The following is a 14,196-nucleotide window of genomic DNA, read 5'->3' on the forward strand; positions in this document are numbered from 1 at the left end:
GAGAGGAATTATGTCGCTGAAGCGACTCGCCACAGGCGGAGGAATCCTGCAAGCAGGATTCGTGTGTGTGTTTGAAAAATGGAAAAAGCAGTCATGAATTGTGTGATATGACAAAAAAGAGATTCGAAATTAGATAATAATGGCTAATTGACTTTATTAATATAAAGGAATATACTAAAAATATGAACAATCGGTTGCGCAAACAAACTTGGAGTAATTGCAAACCATATTCTGTAAGAAGAATGAAATCAAATCCCGTCTGCTTTGACTGAGAAAAGTAATGAGCAGCGAGAAGAGAGTGTTTTGAAATTGGATAGAGTTTAAATATGATAATGAAAAAGAAAACGATTGAAAATAGAGAGTTAAGAGGAGAACAGGTATGGACTTTAGAACGGATAAGCTGCTCCATGGCGGTGATTACAACCCGGAACAGTGGTTAAAGAGACCGGATATTCTGGAAAAAGATATTGATATGCTGGAGGAGTCTGGCTGTAATGTAGTAAGCCTTGGGATTTTTTCCTGGTCCACACTGGAGCCGGAAGAAGGTGTATTTCATTTTGGATGGCTGCAGGAGATCATTGATAAGCTTTATAAAAGAGGAATTTCTACAATCCTGGCTACACCGTCAGGTGCAAGACCAAAATGGATGGCAGATAAGTATCCGGAGGTACTTCGTGTAGATGAAACGCGTCACAGAGCGTTATTTGGATTCAGACATAATCATTGTTATACTTCTCCTGTTTACAGAGAGAAGGTACATATTATTAACAAAAAGCTGGCGCAGGAGGTTGCCACACATCCGGGTGTGATCCTGTGGCATATTTCCAATGAATATGGCGGAGAATGTCACTGCCCATTGTGTCAGGAAGCATTTCGTAACTGGTTGAAAGAGAAATACCAGACTATTGAAAACCTGAATGATCAGTGGTGTACCACTTTCTGGAGTCATACCTATAACAGCTTTGACCAGATTGAGAGTCCGTCTAAGATTGGTGAGACACAGCTTCATGCACTGAATCTGGACTGGAAACGCTTTGTCACTCATCAGACTGCTGATTTCATTCATCATGAGATTGCAGCACTGAGAGAGGGAGGAAGCACACTTCCGACTACTGCTAACCTGATGCATTATTTTGGAGGTTTAGATTATTTTAAGATTGCGAAAGAGATAGATGTGGTTTCCTGGGATACCTATCCTACATGGCATAAAGAGGCTGTGATCGATACAGCTTATGACAATGGAATGTGCCATGACCTGATGCGTTCTCTGAAAGGAAAGCCGTTTTTCCAGATGGAATCCTGCCCGACTTCTACAAACTGGCAGAGTGTGAGCAAATTAAAGAAACCGGGAATGCTTTTTGCACAGTCCATGCAGGCAATTGCACATGGCGGAGAGGGTGCTCTTTATTTCCAGATCCGCCAGAGCAGAGGTGCTTCTGAGAAGTTCCACGGAGCAGTGATCGATCATTACGGTGGAAATGATACAAGAGTGTTTAAAGAAGTTTCCAGGGTTGGAGAAGTTCTGAAAGAGTTAAAAGAACTGGCAGGAACAACTGTGAACAGCTCGGTTGCCATGCTTTATGACTGGGACAGCCAGTGGGCAATGGAGGACAGCCAGGGACCCAGAAATAAAGGGCTTCATTATCTGGAAGCAATGCTGAAATTCTATAGAGGTTTCCGTAAGCAGGGCGTCAATGTGGATGTGATCGATATGACCTGTGAACTGGATAAATATAAAGTACTGGCTCTTCCAATGGTTTATATGTTCAAGGAAGGTTTTGCCAAAAAGATTCGTGCGTTCGTGGAAAACGGCGGTACACTGATCACAAGTTACTGGTCCGGAATTGCAGATGACACAGACAGGTGTTATCTGGAAGGAACTCCTCATGGTCTGATGGATGTGCTGGGAATCAGAAGCACAGAAATTGACGGCCTTTATGACTGGGAAGAAAATTCTTTTGTTCCTGTGGCTGGCAATGAACTTGGACTGGATAAGACTTATACATGTAAATATCTGTGCGACCTTGTGGAGCTTCGCGGAGCACGTACTTTAATGACCTACGGAAGTGATTTCTATGAAGGCTATTCCTGCCTGACAGTGAATGAATATGGCAAAGGTAAGGCATGGTATGTGGCAGCAGATGCTGATAAAGAATTCTATGGAGACTTCCTTGAAAAAGTGCTCAAAGACAGCGGCGTTTCCTGCGGAATCAAAGAAGAAATCCCGGATGCACTGGAGATTACAGTGAGAGAGTGTGAAAATGAGAAATATTATATTTATCAGAATTTCGGAACAGAAGCTGTAAGCATTCCCGTACCGGAAGGCGAGATCAGTTGGATTTATGGCAATGGCAGCGATAAACTTAAAGTTTATGGTCTTGCAGTTGCGAAGGTTATCGTGTAAAATAAATAACGATGGATGAGGAAATCCCTTCACTTTAAGCAGAGATTGAAACTGCCTGGTGAAGGGATTCTTTTTTTACTCAGGTTTAACCGGGAAAATGATACAAAAAGTTTTTAATTGTATCAGGAAAGGTATAGAAATATGATTTCAAAAACTCAGATCAGATATATGGCAAATTCTTCATCATACAGTAAAGGTGCAGAACTTTATGCAACAGGAAAAGTTTTGGATATGGATGTAAAAAATATGGGTGCGTCTGATGAAATTGTTGCATCTGTAAAAGGCAGTGGAAGAAATATCTATGAAGTAGATGTATCAATCGATACAGAGAATGATGAAGTTGATACCTGCTATTGTGAATGTCGGGCATATGCAGAATATGGTGGACTTTGTAAACATTGTGTAGCGGTTCTTCTGCAATATAATGATTATGAAAATGATATGGATAGTTATGATTACGGACAATCTGTAGAAAAAATTGTAAAAGGTGGCCTGACCCATACGATCAGAAAAGGAGTGCAGATGCATACCACGCCGGAATTGGCTTCATTATTGCAGAAGCAGGCAGTTGCGAAGTCTCTTCCACTGATTCAGGGAAGCACTTATGGAAAAGTAAGGCTGGAACCATATTTTAATTTTGACGGAAGAACATTTACAGTAGAATTTAAAATAGGAATTAATAAAATGTACGTACTGAAGGATGCATTTTCCTTTGATGTTCATATAGCAAATCAGGATGATTATAAATATGGGAAAAATCTTCAGTTTGTCCATACAATAGAATCCTTTGCCGAGGAATCCAGACCGCTTGCGAAATTTATCTGTAAATGGGCAGACAACAACAGACAATTTCACAGATCCTCTTCCTATTATGGATACTATATGGGAACTCTGGAAAAGGTAAGGCATCTGGAGCTGTCAGGAAATGAACTGGCAGAATTTTTGCTTTTGATGGAAGGAAAGACATTGCAGGGAGAATCTATAGGAACCAGAAACACAACCTGGGAAATAACCAGAGAACATCTTCCGAGAAAAATGACCATAACAGGTGCAAAGCAGGGAATTGAACTGAAGGTAAGCAAATTTACGTGTGCAGCAAATACGGAACAGTATAAAATTTGCTTTTATGATAAAAAGATTTATATTGAGAATGTAGAAGAGCTTTTACCTGTTAAGGATTTTCTGGACAGTTTGTCTTTGATTCCCGGTGAGAAAGCGTTTATAGAAAATAAAGATGTACCGGCATTCTGTCAGGAACTTTTACCGGTGATCCAGAAGTTTTTTAAATGCAGAATGGTTGAATTTCATCCGGAAAATTATGGAATGGTTAAACCGGAGTTTCGATTTTATCTGGATGCACCGCAGGAAAATATGATTACATGTAAGGCGACTGTTAAGTATGGAGACAGGGAATTTTCTTTATATACAACGGACGATATTGCAGCAAGGGATATGAATAGAGAAACAGTTGTCAGAAATGTGATCCATAAATATTCGAATGCTTTTAATCCATTTGAACAGTGTGCGGTAATTGCGGATGATGAAGAGATGGAATATGAATTTCTGACAGAAGGAATTCAGGCACTGCAGGCAGTGGGAGAAGTATTTATTTCTGATGCGCTGAGACGGATTGAAGTCCGGAATTCGCCAAAGGTTACAGTAGGTGTTTCCCTGAGTGGAAATCTGCTGGAGCTGAGTATGACAGCAGGAGATATTTCAAAGGAAGAACTGATTGACATTCTTTCCAGATATAATAAGAAGAAAAAGTTCTATCGTCTGAAAAACGGAGCTTTTGTAAATGCAGCAGACTCGGGTCTGGATACAGTGGAAGAACTCAGGGCAGGGCTTCAGCTGACGGATAAGCAGATGAAGCAGGATAAGATTGAAGTACAGAAGTACCGTGCGTTGTATTTGGATGCACAGTTGAAAGAGAATCCGGTTGTTTCGGCAGTAAAGGATAAATCTTTTAAGTCGCTGGTAAGAAATATGAAGACCATTGAGGATAATGATTTTGAGGTGCCGGAGAGCCTGGATAAAGTTCTGCGGGAGTATCAGAAACGGGGATTTCTGTGGATTAAGACATTGAATTATAATGGATTCGGCGGAATACTTGCAGATGATATGGGACTTGGAAAAACGTTGCAGGTGATTGCATTTCTACTGTCAGAATTTCTGGAAAGAAGGAATACTGTTGTTGAAAATATAGCAGTAAAAGAAACTGCAATGTTAAATATGCAGAGTGAAATTGAGACAGTGGAACAGGCGTGCAAGGCAGCAGAGGCGCAGAAAGCTGATGGAAAGAAGGCAGATGGACAAACTGGAAAGCTGCAAAAAAATACATTAATTATAGCTCCTGCATCATTGGTGTATAACTGGAGCAGTGAAATTCAACGTTTTGCACCGGAGCTTACAGCAAAGATGGTGACCGGGACTGCAGCAGAGAGAAGACAGATCCTGGCAGAAGCAGATTCTGAGGATATTCTTCTGACTTCCTATGATTTGCTGAAAAGGGATATCAGCGAATATGAAGGATATAAGTTCAGATGTGAGATTATTGATGAAGCTCAGTATATCAAGAATGCAAACACTCAGGCTGCGAAAGCAGTAAAAGAGGTTCAGGCAGACTTCAGGCTGGCTCTTACAGGAACTCCGGTGGAAAACCGCCTGAGTGAATTGTGGAGTATATTTGATTATCTGATGCCCGGTTTCCTTTACAGTTATAAGAAGTTCAGGGAAGAAGTTGAAATTCCGGCAGTTCAGAATTCAGATGAAGATGCAATGAAACGTCTGCAGAAAATGATCCGACCGTTTGTACTCCGAAGATTGAAGAAGGAAGTGCTTACAGATCTGCCGGATAAGCTGGAAGAGAATATGTTTGTACAGCTAACAGGAGAGCAGCAGAAGCTTTATGATGCACATGTGAAACGGATGATGCTGATGCTGGATAAGCAGTCCGAAGAAGAATTTAAGACCTCAAAGATTACAATTCTGGCAGAGCTGACAAAATTGCGCCAGATCTGTTGTGATCCGTCTCTTATTTTTGCAGATTATAAAGCAGATTCTGCAAAAGTGGATATGTGCCTGAATATGATCAGTAATGCAGTGGAGAGCGGACATAAGATTCTGTTGTTTTCGCAGTTTACGACAATGCTTGACCATCTTGCGAAGCGCCTTGAAGAGGAGAAGATCAGTTACTATATGCTGACTGGTTCTACAAGTAAGGAGAAGCGTGCACAGATGGTAGAGAACTTTAACACAGATGACACACAGGTATTCTGTATTTCTCTGAAGGCAGGAGGAACCGGTCTGAATCTGACGGCAGCAGATATTGTAATCCATTTTGACCCATGGTGGAATCTGGCAGTGCAGAATCAGGCAACGGACAGAGCACACAGAATTGGTCAGAAGAATGTAGTGAATGTATACAAGCTGATTGTGAAGGATACGATTGAAGAAAATATTTTGAAACTGCAGGAAAAGAAACGTGAACTGGCAGATCAGATCCTGGAGGGCGAAGGGCTTAACGGAGGCAGCTTCACAAAAGAGGAACTGATGGAATTACTTTCCGGGAAATAACCGCTTGATTGCAGTTAAATGGCATTTTTTGTAAATACAGAAATGTATATTCTGCCTGTTTTTCCACATAATAACCATACAACACATGATATGGAAACTGAAGGGTACAAAGACAGTAAACTTCGATAAAAGGAAAAACAGGAGGAAGAAAAGTGCATGAAAGCGACAGGAATTGTTCGGCGCATAGATGATCTGGGGCGTGTGGTCATTCCTAAGGAGATCAGAAAAACGCTGCGGATAAAAGAGGGGACACCACTGGAGATTTTTACTGACCGGGAGGGGGAGATTATTCTGAAAAAGTATTCCCCTATCGGAGAACTGAATGTCTTTGCAAAGGAATATGCAGAGGCGCTGGCGCAGTCAAGCGGGATGGTAGCGTGTATCACAGATCACGATCAGGTAGTGGCTGCTGCGGGACAGGGAAGCAGGGAATATATGGGAAAACCTATCAGCAAAGCTCTGGAAGATGCAATCACGGAAAGAAGCTCTGTGTTTGCTAACGGAAATGACAGAAGCAGGATACCTGTGACTCAGGAACAGAGAGAACCTTTGTATTCCCAGATCATGCAGCCTATTATCAGTGCAGGAGATACAGTAGGATCTGTGCTTTTACTGGGAAAGAATGAAAAGGATGTGATGGGTGAATCAGAGAAGATGCTCATCAGAACAGCAAGCGGATTTCTGGGAAGACAGATGGAACAGTAAAATCTGTAGCATATATTTGGGATGTAGTGCGCAATCATAATAAAAAAATAATAATTCATAGAATCTTCAGCAGCTTATGGTGGCGGCTGAGGATTCTTTTTTGTATAATAAGAAGCAGTTATGATTTTCTGGAGTTGTTTATAGTAATGAAATTGTCATGGTAATGAGAGTTGGAAAGGAGATATATTATATGGCTGCAATATATCTGGCACCGTTTTATCTGTTGGTGTGTGTATATATCCTGCTTCGCAGCGTGCACTGGTTTCAGGTACTGCATACGGTTTTTCAGAATGTGTGGGTGTGCAGGGGGATAGGACTTGTATATTTATTTGTAGTGTTTAGTATACTGATCGCATTTATGGCACCTGCATCAGGATTCAGGAGATTTATGAAGCTTCTGAGTAATTACTGGCTCGGTGTTTTGATGTATACACTTATGACTCTGGGAATCGCGGATGGATTGAGACTGTTACTGAAATATCCTCTTAGAAATTTTGCCTTTCCGGGGAGAGAATTGCTTTTCAGTAATATGGGAACTGCTGTTGTGGGAGCTGTCTGTGCGGTGATCATTTCAACAGTCAGTATTTACGGAGTGCTCAGTGTTGGAAATATACATACAACGAAGTACAATATTTCTGTTGATAAAAAGGCAGGAAATATGAAGGAGTTAAATGTGGTTCTGGTCGCAGATCTTCATCTGGGATATAATATTGGATGCAAGCAGATGGAGCAGATGACAGAGAAGATCAATGAGCAGAAACCGGATCTGGTGGTAGTGGCAGGAGATATTTTTGACAATGAATATGAGGCACTGGATGATCCGGAAAAACTGGCGGAGATATTGAGAGGGATTCGGTCGAAGTATGGCGTGTATGCATGTTACGGAAACCACGATATCCAGGAAAAGATTCTGGCGGGATTTACCTTTGGCAGTAAGGAAAAGAAAGAGAGTACCCCGGAGATGGATGAGTTTCTGGAGAAAGCGGGGATTACGCTTCTGAGAGATGAGTATGTGCTCATTGATGATTCCTTTTATCTGTATGGAAGACCGGATTATGAGCGTCCCGGACGGGGGATTGATAAACGAAAGACTCCGCAGGAAATCACAGAGGGTATGGATGTGTCACTGCCAGTGTTGGTTATCGATCATGAGCCGAGAGAACTTCAGGAACTGGCGGATACAGGTGTGGACGTAGATCTCTGCGGACATACCCATGACGGACAGGTATTTCCGGGAAATATTGTGATCAGATTCTTCTGGGAAAATCCCTGTGGTTATCTGAAGAAAGGAAATATGCATAATATCGTTACATCCGGTGTAGGGCTTTTTGGACCAAATATGAGAGTTGGGACTAAAAGCGAAATCTGTGATGTCAGCATATGTTTTAACTGAATCAAAGAGTAAGTCCCCGGCTTCAACTGCCTGTTGATTTTTGCGGTTGGAGCCGGGGACTTGTCTGTTTTGTTACTCTTAATCTGAGTTTATGCTCAGTCGAGAGCTTTCTCACTAATTTCTTCCAGAAGGTCTTTTTTCAGATCCCAGAGTTTCTGAGAAAGGTCTACATATACTTTCTGAGGATTTACGAAACGTCTGGATTCATCCCAGAGAGTATTCTGCTCTTTCTGGCAGTAATCGCGAAGCTCCATAACAGATGGAGATTCATAGACTCGTTTACCTTCTTTGATAACAGGAACGAGAAGTTCGCGTACTTCATAGGTTCCGCCGAGAACTTTTGTTTTTTTCCATGTATCGATTGGATCAAAGAGAACCATGTTCTGATCTGCATCAAGCTTTTCATCAGCAAGGCAGATAAGATCTGCTCTGATTTTTCCGGTTTTCTTATTATAGAGACGATATACGGTTTTATTTCCAGGGTTGGTTACTTTCTCTGTGTTTTCGGAAAGCTTGATCTTAGGTGTGAATTCGGTACTGTCTGCATCTTTGACAGCAGCAAGTTTGTATACACCGCCGAATGCAGGATTATCATTAGCGGTGATCAGTCGTGTTCCGACACCCCAGGAATTAATCTTGGCATCCTGAGCCTTCAGGCTCTCAATGAGATATTCGTCCAGATCGCTGGAAGCGGAAATAACTGCATCGTCAAATCCGGCAGCAGCAAGCATCTTATATGCTTCTTTGGAAAGGTAGGCAAGATCACCACTGTCGATACGGATACCGTATTTGGTAAGCGGAATACCTTCTTCGCGCATTTCCTCAAATACACGAATTGCATTTGGAACACCGGATTTCAGGACATCATAGGTATCTACCAGTAAGGTGCAGGCATTCGGATAAAGTTTGGCATAGGTTTTGAATGCGGTATATTCATCCGGGAAGCTCATGATCCAGCTGTGTGCGTGAGTTCCAAGGACCGGTACGTCGAACATTTTGCCTGTGAGAACACAGGAAGTACCGGCACATCCACCGATGATTGCGGCACGTGCGCCAAAGATACCTGCATCCGGTCCCTGGGCGCGACGCAGACCAAATTCCATGATCGCATCACCCTTTGCAGCATAGCAAACGCGGGCTGCTTTGGTAGCAATGAGGCTCTGGTGATTGATGATATTCAGGATTGCTGTCTCTACAAGCTGAGCTTCCATGATAGGTGCTACAACTTTGACAAGCGGTTCTCTTGGGAAGACAACTGTTCCCTCAGGAATTGCATAGATATCACCTGTGAAACGGAAGTTGCTTAAATATTCAAGGAAGTCCTCTTCAAAAGTATTCAGACTTCTGAGATATTCGATATCTTCATCTGTGAATTTAAGATTCTCAATATATTCAATCATCTGTTCCAGTCCGGCAGTGATGGCAAATGCACCTCCGCATGGATTGGTACGGTAAAACATATCGAAGATAACAGTCTGGTTTGTTGGGTTCTTAAAATAGCCCTGCATCATAGTAAGTTCATAAAGGTCTGTGAGCAGAGTAAGATTATTAGCTCTCATATATAGCTCTCCTTTTGGGTTCATAATAATATCTCGGGTGTAACTGTTTATCGCAATTTACAGATATCAGGCCAGGGCTGAATAGCTTTTGACCTCAGTATCATAATATATAGTCTGGAGAAATTATTATTAAGATTTCCTGCTGCTTTGATCTCTATAGCAAGTTTCTAGTGTGCCGACAAGTTGATTCTTGAAACAATCTTGCGTCAACCTGTCGGCACACCAGTTACGAGAATTGTTATATTTAAGAAAGAGTATATCAGAAGCAGCAATAAGTTTTTATTGATTATAGCATAATTTTTCCCAGAGTACATAAAAAAACTCCGGGAAATAGGCGGTATTTTCATGTTTTTGAAGAAAAATAAAAAAAATTAAAAAAATTTCAAAAAAGGGGTTGCATTTTTTGAAAGACTATTATATAATACCAATTGTCGCGAACGAAGTAGCGAAAACAAAACATAAAGGGCTATCGCCAAACGGTAAGGCAACGGACTCTGACTCCGTCAGTTCAAGGTTCGAATCCTTGTAGCCCTGCTACATGAGGCACCTCGGTATGAGGTGCTTTTTTGTGCTATAAGAGAAAATGAAATTTTTTGGAAGTGAAAGGTAAGATTAAGATGGAAAATTCGGGTAAAAAATATCAGATAGATACAGAAGAAAATAAAATGTTCTTAGGTGAATTGCAGAAAAATCTTTTAAATTTTGGAAAAGGATTTTTATCACCGGGAGGAAGTGCTTATTTCCTTGGGGATGATGGAACACCATGGAAAGACAGAAACAGAGAAACATGGATCACATGCCGTATGGTCCATGTATATAGTATGGGAATCATGCTTGGGGATAAAGAAAGTCCGGCACTGGTCCATGGTGCTGTACATGGATTACTGGAAGAACTGAAAGATCGTGAAAATGGAGGATGGTATCCGGGAATTACACCAGATAATAAATTCTTGCCAGATAAACAGTGTTATGCTCATGCATTTGTTCTTCTGGCTGCTTCTTCTGCTTTGCTGGCAGGAGAAAAAGATGCAGAAACTCTGCTTAAAGATGCATTGGAATTATTTGATAAACGGTTCTGGGATGAAAAACAGGGACTTACTTATGATACCTGGAATACAGAATTTACAGTTCTTGATGATTATCGCGGTCTTAACGCAAATATGCATACAGTAGAAGCGTTTCTGGCAGTAGCAGATGCAATAAAAGAAGAAAAGTACAGAATACGTGCAGGAAGAATTATAGATCATGTTATTGGATGGGCAAGCGCAAATGACTGGAGAATACCTGAACATTTTACAAAGGAATGGAAAGCTGATCTTGATTGCAATAAAGAATGTCCTGCTGATCGTTTTAAACCTTATGGAGCAACACCGGGCCATGGAATTGAGTGGGCCAGATTGATCGTGCAGTGGGCATATTCTTCTTATAAAGATACCCCTGATTCTGCAGAAGTATATTTAAAAGCTGCAGAGAAACTCTACAACAGAGCAGTTGAAGATTCCTGGAATGTGGATGGAAATCCTGGAATTGTGTATACGACTGATTGGGATGGAAAACCTGTTGTTCATGACAGAATGCATTGGACATTGGCAGAGGCAATCAATACATCAGCAGTCTTATGGCATATAACTCATAAGCAGAAATATGCAAAAGATTATGAAGAGTTTATGAGATACCTGGATGATAAGGTATTGGATCATAAAAATGGTTCCTGGTTTCATCAGTTAGATGAAAATAATAATGTGATAGGAACAGTATGGCCGGGAAAATCAGATGTATATCATGCTTTTCAGTCAACCTGGATCCCATATGGAACACCATATATATCAATTGCTTCAGATGTAAAACAGTATATGGAAGTATGCCATCAATAAAGTAAGTGTTTATTTGTACCCGGCGTACAAGATTTCTGTAAAATGCAGCCAGAACCTGACGGAACAAGGTTCTGGCTGCATTTTACTTCAGGATGATAAAAAGAATGATGTGGGTAACTATTTTTTAATCTCCGGCTGGAATTCTTTTACATCTTTGGCAATCTCGCCGCTTAACAGGAGCATGCAGATCAGGTTCGGGATAGCCATCAGTGCGTTGGTGATATCGGAGAAGTTCCATACCAGAGCTCCGGGACCACCGGAAACCATGGCTGTGGCAACACCGACGATAGTTCCGGTACCGATGGTGGCTGCCAGTGCGGTTGTCAGTGCGGAAAAAGGTGATACATCTCCCTGTCCGCGGCTCTTGGTGCCGGGCTTCCTTGCTGAGTGTGCTTTTCAGTGCATAGCCAAGGTTACGCCATGTAAGAAATCTGGTGCGCACAGTCAGGAAGATACCGGTTCCGACCAACAGGATCAGCATCACCGGTCCCCAGACAAAGTCATCAATTCTGGTAACAATTTCTTTATAAAATACTTCGAAGATTTACAGAGCTGAATATCCGTAGCTGCTGACAATGGCATCGATTTTCTGCTGCCTCTGACACATTGGACATTTTGTAGATGAATAGGAATGATAGTCCGGTATATCTTTGGTGTTAAAAATAGAATATACAGGGAGAGAAGCCACGCTGTCTACTCTGCTGAATATGGCTGCGATACCTCTGATAGTGCCTCCGTAATACAGAATGCTCTCGATTGCTTTGGACAAAGTAGAGCCTGTGGTAATCGAACCATTGAGGATCAGTACATTTTTGCCCTTGATCATTGGCTGAAAATTATCACGGAAGATAATCTGTCCGGAATTGCTGGATTCAGGAGTAATCACGTAGATCGTCTGATGAGCATTCAGGGAAAAAATGCCGGCTTTGGTAAGTTCTTCAGAAAGATATGCGCCAATTACTTCCAGTCCGTCCATACAGATAATGGTATCAACAGGAGTAGATACTTCATAATTAGCAGCCAGTTCGTGAGCAATATTCTGTGCTTCGGCAGTTCTGGATTTCATAGTTGTAAGATCCAGATAGTGAGTGATATGTGACTGAGATGTGACGAAATGTCCGGGAATTACCTTCAGCTGAATGCGGCTGTCACCACGGGCGTAGATTTTTGTCATGTTTTCCAGATTCATAAGAATACCTCCCTCGTTGAAAAAAAACGTGTAACTGTTCAGTAGCTTTGCGGTTAGCAGACCATTGAACAGTTATAAATCAGTACACTAATCTTATAAAACATTGTAGCATTGTTTTGCCGAAAAATAAATAATATTGTACAAAATCAATAAAAAATTATGCGATATGTATGAAGATTGTTAATAAAATACCAAAAAACATATAACGATGATCCCCTGGTGCGTTGATGGAAGTATTATTTACGAGGGTTGCTATAGATTGGTTGTGAGTTATGGAGAATGGAATAAACAGTGATGGGTGTGGAAATGGGAAACAGAAGAGAATATTCTATAGAAGTAATATATGTGAAATGATATAATGATTTTCAGTCTATTATTGACTGTCAGAAAAAGAGAAAAGATGAGATAAAAAATGTATATAGCAGAACGAATAGAAGAATTGGATGAAAATAGGAGCCTGATAAAAGTGACAGATTAACAGCCTGATATTTTGACTGCGAAAAGTGAATAATCATAAGAAAATCTTAAGAATTTGTCCCTTTCATATTAAGAAGCTTCGATTATTCTAATATCAGAAATACAAAATAAGAAGCCGGGATGTCTGTACATGAGAGATTTCAGACAGGCATTTCGGATGATGAGGGAGGTGTGTAAAGTGGCTAATATTCTGGTCTGTGATGATGATAAAGACATTGTAGAGGCAATCAGTATTTATCTGGAGCAGGAAGGCTATACGGTCCTGAAGGCATACGACGGTGTGGAGGCGATTAACGCATTGCGCAGTCAGTCGGTGGATCTGCTGATCATAGATATTATGATGCCGAAGCTGGATGGCATCCGGGCTACTTTGAAGATAAGGGAAGAGAATCCTCTTCCGATCATTATTCTTTCTGCGAAATCAGAGGATGCAGATAAGATCCTTGGATTAAATGTAGGGGCAGATGATTATGTAACCAAGCCCTTTAATCCCCTGGAACTGGTGGCAAGGGTGAAATCACAGCTTCGAAGATATACAAGGCTGGGAGCAGCAATACCTGTGGAGAATGCTCATATCTACGAGACAGGAGGTCTGAGCATAAACGATGACCTGAAGGAAGTCAGGGTGGACGGTGATGTGGTGAAGCTGACACCTATTGAGTACAATATCCTGTTTCTTCTGATGAAGAATCAGGGAAGGGTATTTTCCATTAATCAGATCTACGAAAACATCTGGAATGAGGAAGCAGTTGCAGCAGATAATACAGTGGCAGTGCATATCCGGCATATCAGAGAAAAAATTGAGATTAATCCAAGGGAGCCAAGATACCTGAAGGTTGTGTGGGGGCTTGGATATAAGGTGGAAAAAATTTAACCAAATCAAGTAAGTCCCCTGCTTCAATTGCGAAAAGCAATAAGCAGTGGGTGGGGACTTGCTTGTATCAGGAGGCGTGCAAGCGCATTCTGATAAACTGCGAAGCAGTTATTTGGTTATGAGCAAGTAGCAAAGCGGATTGCGA

At 41.3% G+C, this 14,196-nt stretch carries 9 protein-coding genes, 1 tRNA gene and 1 pseudogene; 7 read left to right on the top strand and 4 right to left on the bottom strand.

What is annotated here, in order from left to right; translation table 11 throughout:
* The first annotated feature begins 379 nt into the window (after positions 1–379).
* The 4 genes from AC075J_RS07540 (at position 380) to AC075J_RS07555 (ending at position 8,078) form a co-directional block, all read left to right on the top strand.
* Positions 380–2,404 carry a beta-galactosidase gene (locus AC075J_RS07540; protein WP_196049400.1) on the top strand — a complete coding sequence of 675 codons (2,025 nt, stop codon included), beginning with the start codon at positions 380–382 and terminating at the stop codon, positions 2,402–2,404.
* A 141-nt stretch (positions 2,405–2,545) separates the two neighbouring features.
* Complete coding sequence (locus tag AC075J_RS07545) at positions 2,546–5,980, top strand: DEAD/DEAH box helicase (RefSeq protein WP_343309142.1); 3,435 nt, start codon at positions 2,546–2,548, stop codon at positions 5,978–5,980.
* 156 nt (positions 5,981–6,136) lie between these two features.
* Positions 6,137–6,685, top strand: a complete 549-nt coding sequence (spoVT, locus tag AC075J_RS07550; protein ID WP_055054309.1) for a stage V sporulation protein T — start codon at positions 6,137–6,139, stop codon at positions 6,683–6,685.
* Between the two features lie 190 nt (positions 6,686–6,875).
* Positions 6,876–8,078: a metallophosphoesterase gene (locus AC075J_RS07555; protein WP_196049399.1), complete on the top strand. Its 1,203-nt coding sequence runs from the start codon at positions 6,876–6,878 to the stop codon at positions 8,076–8,078.
* Between the two features lie 95 nt (positions 8,079–8,173).
* Here AC075J_RS07555 and AC075J_RS07560 read toward each other — a convergent pair whose 3' ends face one another.
* Positions 8,174–9,637 carry a nicotinate phosphoribosyltransferase gene (locus AC075J_RS07560; RefSeq protein WP_196049398.1) on the bottom strand — a complete coding sequence of 488 codons (1,464 nt, stop codon included), beginning with the start codon at positions 9,635–9,637 and terminating at the stop codon, positions 8,174–8,176.
* A gap of 462 nt (positions 9,638–10,099) precedes the next feature.
* Between AC075J_RS07560 and AC075J_RS07565 the strand changes: the two genes are divergently transcribed.
* Positions 10,100–10,171: transfer RNA gene (locus AC075J_RS07565), tRNA-Gln, on the top strand.
* A gap of 65 nt (positions 10,172–10,236) precedes the next feature.
* A complete protein-coding gene (locus AC075J_RS07570; RefSeq protein ID WP_096788337.1) occupies positions 10,237–11,511 on the top strand; it encodes an AGE family epimerase/isomerase in 1,275 nt (424 codons plus the stop codon).
* 117 nt (positions 11,512–11,628) lie between these two features.
* Here the strand turns inward: AC075J_RS07570 and AC075J_RS07575 are convergent, their stop codons facing one another.
* The 3 genes and pseudogenes from AC075J_RS07575 to AC075J_RS07585 form a co-directional block, all read right to left on the bottom strand.
* Positions 11,629–11,754: an alanine:cation symporter family protein gene (locus AC075J_RS07575; RefSeq protein WP_334298085.1), complete on the bottom strand. Its 126-nt coding sequence runs from the start codon at positions 11,752–11,754 to the stop codon at positions 11,629–11,631.
* Positions 11,746–11,992 (bottom strand): annotated as a pseudogene (locus AC075J_RS07580) (alanine:cation symporter family protein); the annotation flags it as partial. The gene AC075J_RS07575 and the pseudogene AC075J_RS07580, both read right to left, overlap by 9 nt.
* A gap of 63 nt (positions 11,993–12,055) precedes the next feature.
* Entirely contained in the window at positions 12,056–12,700 is a 645-nt protein-coding gene (locus tag AC075J_RS07585) for a phosphoribosyltransferase (RefSeq protein WP_008707815.1), read from the bottom strand.
* 655 nt (positions 12,701–13,355) lie between these two features.
* On the opposite strand from AC075J_RS07585, the gene AC075J_RS07590 reads away from it, so the two are divergent.
* Complete coding sequence (locus AC075J_RS07590; protein ID WP_118569760.1) at positions 13,356–14,051, top strand: response regulator transcription factor; 696 nt, start codon at positions 13,356–13,358, stop codon at positions 14,049–14,051.
* The last annotated feature ends 145 nt before the right edge of the window (positions 14,052–14,196 follow it).

The sequence above is a fragment of the Blautia sp. ZXY-1-C6 genome (genome assembly GCF_056339875.1).

What these genes read in the sequence shown, in the direction of transcription:
- AC075J_RS07540 (WP_196049400.1), top strand. Translation starts at nt 380, where the DNA reads ATGGACTTTAGAACGGATAAGCTGCTCCATGGCGGTGATTACAACCCG.
- AC075J_RS07585 (WP_008707815.1), bottom strand. Translation starts at nt 12,700, where the DNA reads ATGAATCTGGAAAACATGACAAAAATCTACGCCCGTGGTGACAGCCGC.
- AC075J_RS07545 (WP_343309142.1), top strand. Translation starts at nt 2,546, where the DNA reads ATGATTTCAAAAACTCAGATCAGATATATGGCAAATTCTTCATCATAC.
- AC075J_RS07555 (WP_196049399.1), top strand. Translation starts at nt 6,876, where the DNA reads ATGGCTGCAATATATCTGGCACCGTTTTATCTGTTGGTGTGTGTATAT.
- spoVT (WP_055054309.1), top strand. Translation starts at nt 6,137, where the DNA reads ATGAAAGCGACAGGAATTGTTCGGCGCATAGATGATCTGGGGCGTGTG.
- AC075J_RS07560 (WP_196049398.1), bottom strand. Translation starts at nt 9,637, where the DNA reads ATGAGAGCTAATAATCTTACTCTGCTCACAGACCTTTATGAACTTACT.